The 16,830-nt window shown below is 33.7% G+C and carries 17 protein-coding genes; 9 read left to right on the forward strand and 8 right to left on the reverse strand.

Annotation, left to right across the window (positions count from 1 at the left end; translation table 11 throughout):
* The first annotated feature begins 325 nt into the window (after positions 1–325).
* From ON07_RS16450 to ON07_RS04275, 8 genes are read left to right on the forward strand one after another with little or no spacing between them, the layout of a single operon-like run.
* On the forward strand, positions 326–490 hold the full coding sequence (locus ON07_RS16450; protein WP_010228458.1) for a Lacal_2735 family protein: 165 nt from the start codon (positions 326–328) through the stop codon (positions 488–490).
* A 3-nt stretch (positions 491–493) separates the two neighbouring features.
* Positions 494–898: a DUF2452 domain-containing protein gene (locus tag ON07_RS04250; RefSeq protein ID WP_010228459.1), complete on the forward strand. Its 405-nt coding sequence runs from the start codon at positions 494–496 to the stop codon at positions 896–898.
* Positions 880–1,188, forward strand: a complete 309-nt coding sequence (locus ON07_RS04255; protein WP_010228460.1) for a TIGR03643 family protein — start codon at positions 880–882, stop codon at positions 1,186–1,188. Before ON07_RS04250 ends, ON07_RS04255 begins: the two co-directional genes overlap by 19 nt.
* A complete protein-coding gene (locus ON07_RS04260; RefSeq protein WP_010228461.1) occupies positions 1,188–2,321 on the forward strand; it encodes an FAD-binding domain-containing protein in 1,134 nt (377 codons plus the stop codon). The genes ON07_RS04255 and ON07_RS04260 overlap by 1 nt, the downstream gene beginning before the upstream one ends.
* A 15-nt stretch (positions 2,322–2,336) precedes the next feature.
* Positions 2,337–2,963, forward strand: a complete 627-nt coding sequence (locus ON07_RS04265) for a flavin reductase family protein (RefSeq protein WP_010228462.1) — start codon at positions 2,337–2,339, stop codon at positions 2,961–2,963.
* 3 nt (positions 2,964–2,966) lie between these two features.
* Entirely contained in the window at positions 2,967–3,098 is a 132-nt protein-coding gene (locus ON07_RS16145; protein ID WP_010228463.1) for a DUF2256 domain-containing protein, read from the forward strand.
* Positions 3,099–4,577 carry a cryptochrome/photolyase family protein gene (locus ON07_RS04270; protein ID WP_010228464.1) on the forward strand — a complete coding sequence of 493 codons (1,479 nt, stop codon included), beginning with the start codon at positions 3,099–3,101 and terminating at the stop codon, positions 4,575–4,577.
* An 8-nt stretch (positions 4,578–4,585) separates the two neighbouring features.
* Positions 4,586–4,999 (forward strand): hypothetical protein, encoded by a 414-nt coding sequence (locus tag ON07_RS04275; RefSeq protein WP_010228465.1) that lies wholly within the window; start codon positions 4,586–4,588, stop codon positions 4,997–4,999.
* A gap of 83 nt (positions 5,000–5,082) precedes the next feature.
* Here the strand turns inward: ON07_RS04275 and ON07_RS04280 are convergent, their stop codons facing one another.
* The 6 genes from ON07_RS04280 to ON07_RS04305 form a co-directional block, all read right to left on the reverse strand.
* Positions 5,083–6,495: a TolC family protein gene (locus ON07_RS04280; protein WP_010228467.1), complete on the reverse strand. Its 1,413-nt coding sequence runs from the start codon at positions 6,493–6,495 to the stop codon at positions 5,083–5,085.
* Entirely contained in the window at positions 6,495–7,847 is a 1,353-nt protein-coding gene (locus tag ON07_RS04285) for an HlyD family secretion protein (RefSeq protein ID WP_010228468.1), read from the reverse strand. The genes ON07_RS04280 and ON07_RS04285 overlap by 1 nt, the downstream gene beginning before the upstream one ends.
* A gap of 10 nt (positions 7,848–7,857) precedes the next feature.
* Positions 7,858–9,513: a peptidase domain-containing ABC transporter gene (locus tag ON07_RS04290; RefSeq protein WP_010228469.1), complete on the reverse strand. Its 1,656-nt coding sequence runs from the start codon at positions 9,511–9,513 to the stop codon at positions 7,858–7,860.
* A gap of 5 nt (positions 9,514–9,518) precedes the next feature.
* The gene (locus tag ON07_RS04295; protein WP_010228470.1) at positions 9,519–10,193 is read right to left on the reverse strand and encodes a TetR/AcrR family transcriptional regulator; all 675 of its coding nucleotides are present in this window, start codon (positions 10,191–10,193) and stop codon (positions 9,519–9,521) included.
* A 181-nt stretch (positions 10,194–10,374) separates the two neighbouring features.
* The gene (locus ON07_RS04300; RefSeq protein WP_029331480.1) at positions 10,375–12,603 is read right to left on the reverse strand and encodes a TonB-dependent receptor; all 2,229 of its coding nucleotides are present in this window, start codon (positions 12,601–12,603) and stop codon (positions 10,375–10,377) included.
* A gap of 192 nt (positions 12,604–12,795) precedes the next feature.
* Complete coding sequence (locus ON07_RS04305) at positions 12,796–13,314, reverse strand: hypothetical protein (protein WP_155807137.1); 519 nt, start codon at positions 13,312–13,314, stop codon at positions 12,796–12,798.
* 305 nt (positions 13,315–13,619) lie between these two features.
* Between ON07_RS04305 and ON07_RS04310 the strand changes: the two genes are divergently transcribed.
* A complete protein-coding gene (locus ON07_RS04310) occupies positions 13,620–15,659 on the forward strand; it encodes an LTA synthase family protein (RefSeq protein ID WP_010228473.1) in 2,040 nt (679 codons plus the stop codon).
* Between the two features lie 17 nt (positions 15,660–15,676).
* Here the strand turns inward: ON07_RS04310 and ON07_RS17010 are convergent, their stop codons facing one another.
* Together ON07_RS17010 and ON07_RS14520 are read right to left on the reverse strand one after the other, a co-directional pair.
* Complete coding sequence (locus ON07_RS17010) at positions 15,677–15,886, reverse strand: hypothetical protein (RefSeq protein ID WP_237708862.1); 210 nt, start codon at positions 15,884–15,886, stop codon at positions 15,677–15,679.
* A gap of 16 nt (positions 15,887–15,902) precedes the next feature.
* Positions 15,903–16,829, reverse strand: coding sequence for a hypothetical protein (locus ON07_RS14520; protein WP_237708863.1), 927 nt, complete (start codon positions 16,827–16,829; stop codon positions 15,903–15,905).
* Between the last annotated feature and the right edge of the window lies 1 nt (position 16,830).

Consider the following 16,830-nt stretch of genomic DNA (forward strand, 5'->3'; position numbering starts at 1 on the left):
AATCCTGCCACCCCGACCACAAGAAGCCTTGAACGAAAGTTCAGGGCTTTTTTTGTTTAAAAAAGAATAGATAACGCAGGTGCTCCCGATGCTTCGGGACTGCCACCCCGACTAACAGAAGTCTTGAACGAAAGTTCAGGGCTTTCCTTGAGTATATATTATTAACAGCAAGGTTTTCTAGTGATTCTTAAGCCCTGTTTTAAAAACTCAGTTCTTCAAAACTCCTAAAGTTCTCGTAATTTTGTTTAACTATTTTTAATTATAGTTAAACATTACATATCTTTATAAAAATAATTATTGATTACCTCATTTAAATTATAAAACTATGTTCGGACTGTTTAAAAAAGAATCAGAAAAAGATAAATTATATAAGCAATATGAAAAGCTTTTAAAAGAATCGCATGAGCTTTCTACAAGTAATAGAAAGTTAAGTGATCAAAAAGCCTATGAAGCGGACGAAATAATGAAAAAATTGGAGGTGTTAAAGTAAGCTATGAGCACTAAAAAGAAACCTGATAATGTAGTTTTTGATTTAGAAACTGAAAAATACGATGCTGCACTAAAGCCTTATGCAACAAATGTGGGTGCTCCCGTAATCACAGTTACAGATACAATTGCCTGGAAGAATCGAAGCATCAATAAGCTAAATCAAAAAGTTCAAACGAGGTATCAAGAAATCAAAGAACAGTATGAGCGTTTAATGCAAGAATTTGAATATAACAATCTTATATATAATGCAAAATTTTCTTTCGAGCCTATCATAGGTGATACTTACTATTTGTATAAGCGCGATAATGAGGAAACTTTTTTATCTCTTATCGCTCCAAATCAGTGCAATTTTAATTCAATTGGAAGTTTTCGTTTAAATGCAGATCAAATATGGGAAGAAGTAGTTTAGAAATCATTCAAGAAAAAGAATTTACAGAAAGACAATTAGACCGAATTATAGAAATGGCTTGGGAAGACAGAACACCTTTTGAAGCTATAGAATTTCAATTTGAAATTTCAGAGAAAGATGTAATTAAGTTAATGCGTGGTAATCTTAAGGAATCTAGCTTTAAGCGATGGAGGAAACGCGTAAATAGTGGCGTAAGCACAAAACACTTAAAAAAACGCAGCGATGATATCACGCGTTTTAAGTGTTCTAGGCAAAGAGCCATTTCCGGAAATAAAATAAGCAAGCGTTAATGAATGTTGAAATAAACCGAAAAGCTAATTTCCCAACAGACATTGATGCAATTCTCGATAGAGTAGCAAAGATAGATCCTGTGGCATATGGCTCCACTAGAAATTACGTGGATGGCGCAGTAAGCTATTTATCCCCATATATCTCTCGAGGGGTTATCTCTACAAAATTTATTTATTTCGAATTGTTGAAGCGTCGTTTTCCTACAGGACGTATTTTAAAATTTATTCAAGAATTGGCTTGGCGAGATTATTCGCAGCAGGTTTGGATTTCTAAAGGAGATGCAATTAATCAAGATTTAAAACACACACAAGAACCTGTAGTAACAAATGGAATGTCCAAAGCAATTCGTACTTCCGAAACCGGAATTGAGGTAATTGACAATGCTATTCAGCAATTTTATAAAACCGGTTATCTTCATAATCACATACGAATGTACATTGCATCTATTGCGTGTAACATTGGTCATAACCATTGGAAAGCTCCGGCAAAGTGGATGTATTATCATTTGTTAGACGCAGACTGGGCAAGTAATGCCTTGAGTTGGCAGTGGGTTGCGGGTGCAAATAGTAACAAGAAATATTATGCCAATCAAGAGAACATCAATAACTTCTGTTATAGCGATCAAAGAGACACTTTTCTAGATATTTCTTATGATGATTTTGAAGGTTTAGCAATTCCTGAAATTCTTATTCCTTCAGAAGAAATAAATTTAAAAACACCGCTACCAGAGAAAACAGATTTACTTATAAATAGCGATCACCGCACTCTTATCTACAATTTTTATAATCTAGATCCATATTGGGAAAAAGGACGCTCTGCAAATAGAATTCTTTTGCTGGAACCCTCACATTTTGAAAAATACCCTGTATCTCAAAAAACAATAGATTTTACTGTTGAGCTATCTAAAAACATTGACAATATTCAAATATATGTGGGAGAATTTAGTGAGCTTAATGCGTATTATAACTTAGGAAGCATTTATTATAAAGAGCACCCTTTGAATGGACATTATCAGGGAACCGATGTTCAAAGAGATTGGATGTTTTCTATTAGAGGGTATTTTCCTTCATTTTTTGCTTATTGGAAGAAGTGCAAAAAGGAAATCATTTTCACTGAAAATAAGTCAGTTTAAATTCAAAAGAAAAATATGCATTACACGAAGGAGGATATATTAGCAATGGACCGGGTTTCTCGTTTAAAGATCATCAATTCGGTAACTGGAATTAAACCCGCTAATCTTATTGGAACTATTTCTAATGCAGGGGAAACCAATGTTGCGATCTTTAGCTCTATTGTTCATTTGGGAAGCGATCCCGCACTTTTAGGATTTATATCCAGACCTCAAACTGCCGAGGTTGGCGATACGTATAGAAATATTCAAGAAAATGAATACTACACGATCAATCATATTCATCCCGGTTTCGTTAAAAATGCACATTACACTTCCGGAAAATTTGATAAAAAGCTTTCAGAATTTGAACGTTGTAATTTAACTGAAGAATATATTACAGATTTTAAGGCGCCTTTCGTCAAGGAAAGCTATTTTAAAATAGGAATGAAGTTTAAAGAAGCACTAGATATTAGATTAAATGGGACAGTTTTGGTAATTGGTGAAATAGAACATTTAGTTCTGCCAGATGCGTCCTTTGTAAATGATGATATTGATTTGGAACTAACAAATAGTCTGGGGATTTCTGGCTTAAATAGCTATTACGAGTTAAAGAAAATAGCCAGATATCCATATGTGCGTATTAATGAAGTTCCTGAATTTTAGACGATGAAGAAACAGCATCTTCCTACTAAAATATGCGTGGTTTGCCAGTTATCATTTTCGTGGCGTAAGAAATGGGAAAAGAATTGGGACGAAGTGAAGTATTGCAGTGAGCGCTGTAGAAAAAATAAAACGTAAATGAAGGCAATAAGTTTAGTTTTTCCGCACCAGCTATTTGAGAACTCTTCGCTTATAGATAACGGATATCCCATATATCTCATTGAAGAATTTCTTTTCTTTAAACACTATAATTTTCATAAACAGAAAATAGCCTATCATAGAGCTACTATGAAGCAGTATGAAGCGTATTTAACTTCAAAGAATATTGAAGTTAATTATGTAGAATCATCACAACTTATTTCTGATATCCGTGAATTGATTCCATATTTAAAGTCTAAAGATGTTACACATATACACTATGTCGATCCTGTAGATAACTGGCTTCAAAAACGTATCGAAACTTGCTGTTTAAATAGTAATATTGAAAAAACTGTTCTTGAATCTCCCTTATTTTTAAACACAAAAGAGGATCTTCAGCCCTTTTTTAGAAGTGATAAAAAGAAATATTATCAAACAAATTTTTATAAAGATCAGCGTAAAAAGCGGCGTTTATTAATAGATCCGGATGGAAATCCGACAGGTGGAAAATGGTCTTTCGATCATGAAAACAGAAAGAAATATCCGGCAAGAAAAACACCACCAGCGATCCAATATCCAGATGTGGATGAATTTTATACAGAGGCTAGAGTGTATGTTTCTTCAAATTTTTCAGATAATATAGGAGAGCTGCCGGCATACTCTTTATATCCAACAAGTTTTGAAGCAAGTAAAAAATGGTTTCAGCAATTCTTAGAGCAGCGTTTCATGGAATTTGGAACTTATGAAGATGCAATTGTAGCAGAACATTCTATATTAAATCACAGCGTTTTAACACCTATGCTGAATGTGGGGTTGATTTCTCCAGAAAATATTATTGAACAAAGTATTGATTATGCTAAGGAAAATGATATTCCAATAAATTCAGTAGAGGGTTTTGTACGCCAAATAATTGGTTGGAGGGAATTTATTCGCGGGATGTATGAGAGTAGGGGCGTCGACGCGAGAACTCGTAATTATTGGAATTTTACCAGAAAGATTCCGCAATCTTTTTACGATGGTACTACTGGTATATATCCCATAGATCAAACGATAAAAAAGATTCTTAAAACCGGCTATTGTCATCATATAGAGCGCTTGATGGTTTTAGGCAACTTTATGATGCTGTGTGAAATTGATCCCGATGAAGTTTATAAATGGTTTATGGAGCTTTTTATAGATAGTTACGATTGGGTTATGGTGCCAAATGTGTACGGTATGAGTCAATTTGCAGACGGTGGTTTAATGGCGACAAAACCATATATAAGTGGTAGTAATTATCTTATGAAAATGAGTAACTACAAAAATGGGGAGTGGCAAGAGATCTGGGATGGGCTATTTTGGCGTTTTATGGATACGTATCGAAATTTCTTTAAACAAAATCCAAGACTGGGAATTCTGGTTTCTTCATTTGATAAAATGCCTGCTGAAAGAAGGCAAAATCATGTTGAAATTGCCGAAAATTTTTTAGCTAAACTTTAAAATCAAGAATGGAAATTGCTACTATTCGATTACTTTTTGATACAGGTTTAGTTGTATTAATTTGGATGATACAGCTAGTGGTATATCCTAGCTTTGAATATTATAATAAAGTGGATTTAATTAAATGGCACAAGCGCTATACAACGAATATTTCTTTCATCGTCATCCCATTAATGTTCGGCCAGTTGATTATGGCAATTTTCCAAGTGTTTCAACTTCAAAATTATAAAACACTTTTAGGTTTGTCTTTTATTATTGCAGTTTGGTTATCTACTTTTTTGCAGTTTGTGCCAATCCATAATAAAATTGCCAAGGGTTTAATATCTGATAAATTATTGAGTCAGCTTGTAACTAAAAATTGGTTACGAACTTTTCTATGGACTTTAATTTTTGGATGGAGCATTTATAGTGTGGTTAACTAATTAGGAAATTTTTGAATTCAAATTTTAACCAATAGTTTATGTTATTTCGGAAGTATTTTTATTTCCTACCTTTAATAATAAAATTAATTTAAACTAATCTCTGAAGCCCCTAAGGCATTAAATAATTTAGCAGTAGCATTCAGCTGTTTTATTAAAAGTAAATTTTCTTTTATTTGAGCATCAATCAATTTCTGTTCACGGGAATTAATTAAGAACAAGGAACTTTCCCCCAGAAAAAATTTACGTTCTTCTCCATTTACCAATAACTCATAATCCTTCACAATCTCTTTTATGAGCTGATTTTGAACCTTTAGGGAATTAATTTCAAAATTTATTGCTGCAATTTTATTTGCGATAATTAATTCAGCAGTAGCCTGATCGAATTCTGCGTTTTCAATCTTATAGCTTGCTAGTTGAAGATCGCCTCGTTCTTTTCTAAGGAATATTGGAAAACTCACATTTACGAAAGCTTTATAATTCTCTAGATTAAAACTACTTATCTGCTCATAATCCTGAGACAGAAAATTATATTGTAAATCAATCTTAGGTAATAATCTATTCCGCTTGAGATTTCGATCTATTCGAAGACCATCAATTTTTGCGTTCAAGCTTCTAATTTTAGGGTGTCTATTTGCCAATTCAGCCGTATTTGTAATTCCTTCAAGAATTAAAACCCTTTCCAGCACATTATTGCTGGGAAAATCAGGAATAACATTTTCCTCTAACTCCAAAGGAATATTATTTATCCATAAATAGTTACTTACCTTAAGTTCTGCCTTTCTCTTTTTTAGTTGAGACATTTCCAAATCGAGCTTTCTATTTTGTACTAATATTCTAGCTTCGGTAATATCTATAGCTGCTTTGTCACCTTCTTCAACACTTCTAGTAATCGCTTTTAATCTAACTTCCGCGTTGTCTAAAAAAGTTGAATATATCTGTAGTTCATTTGTGGCTTCCAGCCATTCAAAATAAGCTATACTTGCATTAAATAGAATATCATTAACTAAATAATCACGATCTGCTTGCGACTGTTGTAAAAAGAATTTGGCCTGCTTTAAACTAGCCATACGTTCGTTTGTTAACAATCCTTGTGCGAGAGAAAATGAAACTCCTGCACTGTATAAGCCTTCATCAGGTACTTTTAAACTCGGATTAAGAAGCTGCCCGGAATTCTCTTCAAAATTTGCTTTGAATTCTATACCATACCAGGTTGGAATTTTAAATGTTGCATTAAGCAGATCGTAATACTCTGTATTCTTAAATTTTTTACGGTCATAATCCACCTCTATTTTTGGGTCGAAACCACCGCGAGCACGCAACAAATTTGCTTCCCCAATGCTCAAGGTTAAATCAGCTTGCTTCATTAATGGATGGTGCTCTTTTACATAACCAAGATATTCTTCGAATGTAAGTATCTGATTAAGTTCCTGAGCAATTATAATACTTGGAGTTAGTACCGCTAAAAATATGAATACCAATTTTCTAAAACTTCTCATTATATTTTTGTTTTAGAATTATCTCCATTTTTTGGTATGTAGAAATCTTGAGGAAAACCATTTAATTTTCGCCATAATTCATACCATATTGGAACATCTTTTAGTAATGCGATTGTTCGTGCCCCAGAACCTACTCGCACATTTTTAGGCCATTGTTCTGTATTTTCATCCGGTGCCACCAAAACCCTAAATTTACCGTTAGTACTAATAAAAGTTTCTACAGCTACAACTTTCCCTCCATAGGTACCAAAAGATGCATCTGGCCATCCACTAAATACAATCGCAGGCCAACCATCAAATTGAACTCGAATGTTTTCTCCAACATGTATTAAAGGTAGGTCTATAGGTAATACAAAGGTTTCAATGGCCAGATCGTAATCTGAAGGCATAATCCCAACAAGTTTTTCTCCTTCCTTAAAAGTTTCTCCAATCCCTGCTTTAATAGCTTTATTTATATACCCGTTCTGTGGGGCGAGGATAAATCGCATTTTATCTCTTAATTCGTAATTAGCAGTTGCATTTTCCAATTTTGATACTTGCGCTTCAGTATCAAATTGAGCCGAACTTGCCGTGAACTTGTCGCTTTGCGCTTTGCTTATTTTTTCAGCATACTCCGCAGCGGTTCTATTTATGTCAAGTCGGGCATTTATAAATTCATTTTTGCTTGCTAATAATTTGTTTTCCTGACCTATTAATTTTGCTTCAGTCTCTTGAAATTTGAGTCGTTTATCTTCTACATCTGCAGTAGATTTTAAACCTTCTTCCTGTAGGGTTACGGTACGGACATATTGCTTTTGTGCAATATCTCTATTGGTTTGTGCTGCCACAAGATCTATACTGTCACTCTTTATTTTATATTGAGCTTGTTTTAATTTATTTTGAACTTGTTGAGTTTTTAGCGCTCTTTCATTTTCAAGGGCATTAATTTGGCTCTCTAGAGCACGTACTTTTCCTTGATAAGATACTACGGCATTACTTTTAGCTTCTCGCTGATTTTGGGTACGCTCAACTAATCTAGGATCTTGGTATTCGTTTTTTATTTCTGAAATAAATAAAATAGTGTCTCCTTTTGCAACATAATCTCCTTCTCTTACATACCATTGTTCTATACGTCCAGGTATTGGAGATTGTATTGTTTGCGGTCTTTGTTCTGGTGTTAGTGTGGTTACAAAACCGGTCCCTGAGACCGTTTGGGTCCAAGGGAGAAATAAGATTATTATTCCAATAATAGCGAATGCAGCTAAAAACTGATTGAAATATTTAAAATGTCTTATTTGGTGCGCTTTTGTATATGCGGAATACCCGCTGAGGTTCACCTTTTTATTTAATTGATTATAAGATATATTGAGCATGGAATTTTTGTTATAATGTGAAACTACCGTTGTTGAGTCTTAAATGTTTATTACAAACTTTTTTCCAATTTTCATTTTTTCCGGATGCTATGAGGAGCCAAGGACGGTCTGGATGTGCCAAATATTCCATCAGTCTTTTAGCTTCTTGAACTTCAAAATGCTCCAAAGCATCTTTGAGAATTAATATTTTTGGATCATGAACAATTGCTCTTGCAAGTAGGATACGTTTAGATACCGTATGAGGAATTCTTTGTCCTTGAGGGAAGATTGGGCTATCTATCCCATTAGGCATTTTTCGAACAAACTCCTGCAAACCAACTTCTTTAACAATACGGTTAACGGTGTCTGGAGTGATGGCTTTATTACCAAAGGTGATGTTTTCAAATATAGTTCCTTCAAAAGGCATTTGCTCTGGTAATACCTGCCCTACTTGAGATCTATAGGCATTAGTACGCATTCCTTTAAAGCTGAAATCATTAACATAGATCGCTCCAGAAGTAGGATCTATTAGACCGGATAACATTTTTAATAACGTAGTTTTTCCAGAGCCGGATGGCCCTTCGATAAACAATCTATCTGTAGGTTCAATTTCTAGATTTAGTGCATTAAGAATAGAGTCGCCATTAGCTTTTGAATAGGATACTTTTTCTAATGAGATTTTTGCGGTTTCATATAATTCAAATGGATCTATACCGTCCTGTGCTTCTAGTTTTTTATCTACTACTTGGCCTATTTTTTCTAGTGAAGTAAGTACATCGTAGAAGCTCTCTAAACCCGTTACTAATTTTTCTACAGAGCTAATTACAAGAATAATAATGATCTCTGCAGCAACAAATTGACCAATATTCATCTCTTGATTGAGTACTAATAAACCACCGATTAAAAGAAGACCAGCAGTTACCAGAACCTTAAAGCCTACCATTTGAATAAATTGTAACATTAAAATTCTAAAATGGCTCTCCCGTGCTTCTAAATACTTTTCAGTCAATTTATTATTGCGTTCCATTGCCAAAGAACTTCTACCTGAAAGTTTAAAACTGGTAAGAGACCTGGCAATTTCTTGTAACCAGTGAGCTACAGCATATTTGCTTTTAGATTCATAAAGACTAGTTTCCAAACCTTTGCGTGCAGTGAAATTGAATACCAGATAAACAAGAATTACTAATAAGAGTCCATATATTATAAAGAAAGGGTGATACAGTGATAATAATATTAGTCCAAATAAAATTTGAAGAATGGCTGATGGGAAATCCAGTAAGATTTTAGATAATCCCTTTTGTACTGTAAGCGTATCAAAAAATCTGTTAGCCAGTTCTGGGGGATAATCGTTTCGAAGATCACTCCATTTTATCTTTGGAAAGCGATATGCAAACTCGAAAGAAGATCTCGTAAAAATTTTTTGCTGAATGTTTTCAAGAATGCGTATTTGCATTAATTGTAAAATCCCTTGAAAGGCCACACCTAAAGTTACCAAAGTGACTAAAACGATCCACGATGTAGAAACCTGAGCACCTTGTATAAGGTTAATTATAGCTTGTATTCCTAAAGGTAGCGTAAGTGCCACAAGACCGGAAAAGATGGCATAATAAAAAATTTGTCTTATATCACGTTTATCAAGTTTAAGCAGGTTTACAAAACGCTGCCAAGGGGTAATTTCCTTATTCATAGGGTCTATTTTTTTAGTACGTTGGAAATTAAATTGGAATAAAATTCCGTTGGTGTAGTATCATTTTCGCAATCTGTAAGTGTAGGGAAATGATCTGAAAGAAAATGTTGATGTAAAGAGCCTTCTATTAGTGTACTAGCTAAAGAAGTAGGATAAAGGTATTCCGGATTCACAGCAACAATAGCTTCCTTAATTCTAGAAACAAGTCTTTTATATATTGAAAAGAGACCTTTCTTATTTTCTATATCTACCTCTTTGGTTAAAAAGGATTTCGAGTATTCTCCAATGACAATCTTATTGAGTAATTTTTCATTGATATGTGAAAAATCTGAATCCATCTCTGTTTTCGCAGTGATAAGTTCTATAATCTTTTGCAACTTCTCTTTAGGATTTGCAATACTGAAGGTGTGGATAACTATTTGATATTCCATCCATGCCCAATACCAAGAAGTGAGGTAGAGCAACAGCTTATGTTTATTTTCGAAATACCGATAGATAGAACTTTCATTAGATGAAATTTTGGTACCAAGCTTTTTAAAAGTGAAAGCTTCAAAACCAATTTCATCTATCAATTTGATACTATTTTGGACGATTCTTTTCCCAAGGTCTGAAGTTTCCGGGTCCTTTACGTAAGTTTTTTCGTGAACTTTAATCTGTAAATTTTTCAGCAAATTGTGCATTAGCAAAAGTTTAGATTTCAAAGATAATAGTAATACTATTAATATGCAATAGTAATATTATTGAAATTGAACTTTTTGATATTTTTCAGTAATTCGCTCATAGAAATATTTAAGAAAAAAGGAAAAGCTCTGTAATAACTACAGAGCTTTTCCTTGAATATACTTTTGAAATGTTGCTATACTAAAATGTAACTGAAATTTTACCTCTTAGAAAAAATGGGGTTCCGGGAGTAAAATGTATTTCTTCTACAGAGCTGGGTTCATTAAATAAACGGCTCTCCGTTGCAAATTGAGTTTCGTTCCATTCGGTATCAAATAGATTCTCTATAATAATTCCGTAAGACCAGTTTTTCCAATTATAAATGATATTAAAATCTGTAACTAAATAGCCTTCAGCAATTATAGAGTTATTTTCATTAGCAGGCCTGTCATCTATAAATCTATAAGTTAGACCTCCAGAGAAGCCATTAAATTCATTTACAACAATCCCTCCAGAGGAAGTAAGGCTTGGAGATAAAGGGATATAATCTTGCCCGTTTGCTTGCTCTGTACTTCTTGCATATGTGTAGTTAACATCACTATAAATATATAACCAATCCAAGGCCTGATAACGCGCTCCAAGTTCTACACCTAATCGCTTTGTTTTACCGCTTGGCTCTACAATTCCGGCATCTCCCACATACACAAATTCCTGATCTAGAAACAAACTCCAAAGTGCTGCATTAACAGCTAACTTTTCCACAGGCTTGAGGATTGTTCCAAAATCTACTCCATAAGCAGCAGGCAGTATAGATTTTCCATTGTTTGCTACAACCACTCTGGCATCGTTGGAGTGAAATCCTATCCCGGACTTTAGAAAAAGTTGCCAATTTCTATTAACAGAATAGATCGTATTGAATTTTGGACTAAATGCGAACTTAGATTCACTTTGGTTATCGTAAGTGTTGGTTAGCTCGTTTAAATAATCGAATTTAAAATAGTCTAATCTAAGGGCGGGATTAAAGGTCCACTTTCCCAATTTAAACTTTGTGTTTAAAAAAGCATAAGTATTTATCTCATCTATATCTCCAAAAGAGATTTGATTTAAAGTTGTTTTGCGATTTAATGTGCTTGATAATTCTACATCGTCTACATTATCATAGCGAAACCCAATTCCTGAAGCATATTCAAACTCATAGTCACTTCCCAAATCAATATTTTTTCTTTCAAAAACACTTTCTGCGCCCATAAGGACGCGATTTTCTTTTTGTTTAATTTGGTCACCATTTACCGGATCCTCAAGAAAAAAAGTGAAATTCGAGTAGAGTTCAAAATCATATTGAGATATAAATGCCTTGGATTTTAAACTGCTATTTTCATCTATTCTTTTATAATGATTAAAAAGCAAGTTAGATCTGCTTGTTTTTCCACCTTCAGTATCGTCTATCGCGCCAAATCGTCCAGTTAAACCTTGGTCTATCGCCCGTTGTGGTATTTGTCCGGATGCATCCCACTTACTTTGGAAATGAGAAGCGGTAACTGTTAATTCCTGGTCTCCAATTAAATTATAATTATATCGGCCCATGATATTTATTCGGTTAAAATTCTGAGGAGATTTAAATGGACCATCAGATAAGGATAATTCGGATGCCACATAGGCGTTGCTATTTCCGGACTCCACAAGCTTAAACATGCTTACTAAACGCTTGCTGTTGAATTGCCCAGCTTCCAAAGAAATTAAATTTTTATCCAAATTCTTTTTCAATTGTAAATCTATATAGCCTGCAGTATTAAAATTTCCTTTATCTGAATAATAAGGTCCTTTCCCAAAATTTAAGTTTTCTATGGTTTCGGGAATTACAAAATGTAGATCTGCATAGCCTTGTCCATGGGCATGGGAAACCATATTTACAGGCATTCCATCTACACTAATAGCGATATCGGTTCCATGATCTACATCAAAGCCACGCAAAAATATTTGTTCTGCTTTTCCACCGCCTGCATGTTGGCCTATGATTAAACCGGGTACTTTTCTAAGAATTTCCTGAGATGATTTTACGGGGTTGGTCTGTATATCAATTTCCATTAATCTGCTAAGTGCATTTACCTCAGAAACTAGAACTATTTGCTCTAAAGATATACTGGACTCTTCCATTACAATTTTTAAAGGTAGCTTCAGATTCTCAGGCGAAATAATTACGAGTTTTGTTTTAAAGCCGAGGTTAGAAAAGTATACGGAGTCCTTTAAGTTACTTTTAGATAGGTTAAATGAACCTGAAGCATCAGAATGGCTATGCTGTCCGGAAATTTTATTAAAAATCCCCACATATTCTAAGGGTTGATTGTTTGCATTAACGACGACACCTTCTATTTTTTGCGCAATTAGCACAGTGGTAGTAAGCATCATTAATGCTGATATTAAATATTTCATTTTTTGAATTAATTGGGTTGTAGGATCTTATATAAGATCGCTTGATGAGGTTAGGGTATAAGAGGACATATCATTAGTGTCTAATCCCAATAAATTTCAGGAATAGAGGATTACTCAGCAAAAAATAAGATTGATAAAATGAATATAAAATCCATAAATGATCTATTTCTGTTGAAGTAAAAAATAATATGTTTAAGCGTGTGTGGTTTGCGGAGGGGGAATAATAACTTCTATTTTCAAGCTTTGTGTTATGGAATAATAATACCACAAATTCTTCTTTTCATACTGCTGAATCGAGTAGGGAAGATCAGCTTTAAAAGAGAGAATATGTTTATCTACTTTATTTTCAATGAAATCCTTTGCATTATTATTTTGTGAAGTATCTGTATTAAAAAAAGCATAGAAAACGGAAAGTATTTCGTGGGTATGTGTTTCCGTCGTTGCTTTTTTATGATGGTGTTTAGCTTGTTTGTCGTGCTTTGAAGTTAAAGATTCGTGATGATGACTTTCATTATGATGATGCTTTTCTTTATTTGATAATTTTCCAGCATGATGCTCATCAGAATGCTGTACTTCAGAAGTAAGCTTATGAGATAAATTATGTAAAAGTAGATTGAATTCTGAATGTAAAGGAGACGCCACATACATTACGGACATCACAACCAACAGGCTGCGAACTAAGAAAGAGTTTTTATATGGGTTGGTTCTCAAATTTTGAATCTATGCTTTAAAAATAGCTATTCCTACTATATCTACGGGAATAAATAGTTGAAGGTTTTGGAAATGTTAAATTATAGCGAGAAATATTCGTTATTATTTTTCTGTTCTTGTCTTTGAAAGTTCTAGCAAACCATCATAAAGTATAATTACACTTAGTAGTATTGAAATAATCAAATATGCAGTTCTTCAGATTTTTAGAATATATAGAAAGTATCAAAGACTATTCAAAAATAATTCTATTTTTGAATAGCTTAAAAATACCGCATACCTCAAATCACCTATATTAAATTTTCAGTATGGCTAAGAATAAAAATAAATTTTCAATCAGGGAAAGATTAGAACATGCAACTAGATCTTATGCAAGTTTTTCACTTATCTGGCTCGTGTTGATGTTCATTTTTAGCATTGCTGAAATCACCTTGAATTCATTTACCAATGGTTTACCATCCGGATTTTTCAATTTGGTGCTTTGGAGTGGCTATTTAGATTTGTTGTTCTGGTTAAAGTGGGTGCTTATAATTTATATAATATATGCACCTATCTACCTGCTTTCTCCAAGATTGGCAAGAACCAGTTTTCAGGTGTTAATGGTTCTCTTTTTTGTTATTCAAATTTTGTTGTTAAATTATTTTAATGCAGCTCTAGTAATGCTGGGAGCCGATCTTTTTGGATACAGCATAGAAGATATTAAACAAACAGTAGGTTCTTCTGGTAGTTTAAATGCTACTTCAATTTTAGTTTTTATAGTATTAATTAGCATAGTGTTGGTATCCACACATTTTTTCACCAAGAAAGTGCGTCCTAATTTATATATAGCCATAGGCTTGCCTGTTCTGTCATTATTATTCATGTCATTTAGTGGCTATAAAGTGGTTGGTAAGGTTAATTTAGAATCAGATTATGCAAATAGTTTGGTGACTAATAAATCAGATCATTTTTACAGTAGTGCTTACACCTATTATAACCCTGAGATTTTTGAAACCGATATTTATGCCGATAATTATATAGGAGACTTTTTCAACAAGCTAAGTGAGGGTATCACATTTAATTTTATTGATGAAGAAAATTTCCCTTTTTTACATGAAGAAGTAACCGAGGATGTTTTAACTCCGTTTTTTACACCTCAAGAAAAAGCTCCAAATATTGTTATTATCCTTGTTGAAGGATTAGGTAGGGCATTTACAAATGAAGGAGCATATCTAGGTAATTTTACTCCATTTTTAAGTGATCTTGCCGAAGATGGGTTGTACTGGAAAAATTTCTTAAGTCAGGGAGGGAGAACATTTGCGGTACTACCTTCGCTACTTGGTTCCTTACCATTTGCTGAGAACGGATATTTAGGAATGGGGAATAACATGCCAAAGCAACTGTCTTTATTAAATATGCTAAAATACAATGGCTATAACACTTCTTTCTACTATGGTGGTGATGCGCAATTTGATAATATGGCGCTGTACCTAAATGAGAATAAAATAGATGAATTAAATGATGAAAGAACATTTCCTTCCGGTTACAAAAAACTGCCTGCGAACAATGGTTTTACATGGGGGTATAACGACAAGGAACTGTATAGGTATTTTCTTAATTCAAGAAAAGAAGTAGAAGAAAAGCCTCAGTTAAGTGTTCTTTTAACAGTTACCACGCACAGTCCATTTCTTATAGATGAAACAGAAAAATACACTGCTATGTTCGAAGAGCGTATGGATGAATTAAGGTTCAACGAATCTGAAAAGGAATCGCACAGAAATTACACAAAACAATATCTTACCATTTTATATGCCGATGATGCCTTGAAAACCTTTTTTACGGAATACGAAAAAAGAGCAGATTACGATAATACCATATTTTTAATAACTGGGGATCACAGGATTCCAGAAATTCCGATGAGCACAAAAATAGATAGATATCATGTGCCATTAATTGTGTATTCCCCTTTGCTGAAGAGAACAGCAGAGATAGCATCTATTTCTACTCATTTTAATATTACTCCTAGTATTTTGGCCTACTTAAAGAGCAATCATAATATAAAGATGCCAAAATATACAAGTTGGGTAGGGCAAGGTTTAGATACCACAAGAAGCTTTCAGAATATTCATTATTTGCCCTTGATGCAAACTAAGACGAATATGGACGATTTCATTATGGGAGAATATCATTTGAATGGAACAGATCTCTATAAACTGAATAATGAGCTTGGAGAGAATCTAGTTGAAGATGAAACTGAAAAGAATCAATTACTGGGAGCTTTCGAACAATTTAAGCAGCGTAACTCTCGAATTATAACCGGAAAACAAATAATACCCGATTCAATTTATTCGAAGTACACTCCAAAATAGAAATAGAAAGCATTTTTCTATTCTTCAATATATTCTTCAAGTATGGTATTTATTAAGGGGCGATAGTATTTCCAGAAAAAACTAGTTCTTTCAGCAATATCATCTTCATCGTAGAAAATGCCTTTAAAGTATCCTATACCTTTAAAGTAGGAAGAGTTGTACCCAATTGGGTTATCGCTAAAGTCTCCTGAAAAATAAAAGAAGCTATAATCTGAATCCCTATGCATTGTAATTGCAGGGAAGTTATTTGGAATGCTGTATTTTTTTAAGTTCTTTTAAACCTTCTTTATTAGCACTAATATTAAATGATGATATAACCTGATTAACTTGTGGGTCGGGCTTCATGACATCAAACCAGAAAGAATATTTAATCTCTTTTGGTAATCCATAGTGATCTTGTCCAAACTTCGTACTAATAATATGGGGCATAGGATTGCTGAGGTGCCAGTCTTCCTCTAAGATAACCACTTGATCCTTATCGTTAACAAATGCAACTCCGGATTTTTTAAAGGGCCATTTGTCGTTGTGTGCTTTTTTGTAATTATTTATGAGCCACTTAGGTAATTCTTTATTTACCTCCAGATCAAGATTGTCGAAATAGCGTGCAGTCCAACCGGTCCATTTTAAGCCAAACATTTCTTCAAAAAGTGCACGATTTCTAGCTTGTGTTGGGGAGCCAATTGTATTGAATTCAGTAATTATAAGCTTTTTCTTCTCTTTCATCAAAGCTAGTAATTCCACATCTTTAGCACTAAGCCCACCATATAGCATTCCAGAGCGTTCACTTACATTGGTCTTCTGAAACCACTCATTGTTGTAAATGCCGTAAGTGTCAGTAAAATATACCATATCGGCATCTTCACTTAATTGTTCTAATTGTTTGGATGTAAATCGTTCTAAACCTTTTAACTTGTATTCCTCGTCTTCCAATGGAAAAAATCCAAAATAATCGTGATCTATTTCATAAGGATCTTTGGAAGTTTTGGTATATCTATTATAATTAAGAATCCAATTAAAAGAGACATGTTCCTGGCCCTCTTTTGTAAGTACTGTTTTATCTATAATAGCTGCTACAAATTTGATTTTAGGTGTAAAAACCCATGCTAGCCACATAAATACTGGTAGGAATAGAAGCAGCAAAATAATTGTAAATACAATGTTTTTTTTCATT

The organism is Gillisia marina (assembly GCF_000258765.1).
GTDB lineage: Bacteria > Bacteroidota > Bacteroidia > Flavobacteriales > Flavobacteriaceae > Gillisia > Gillisia marina.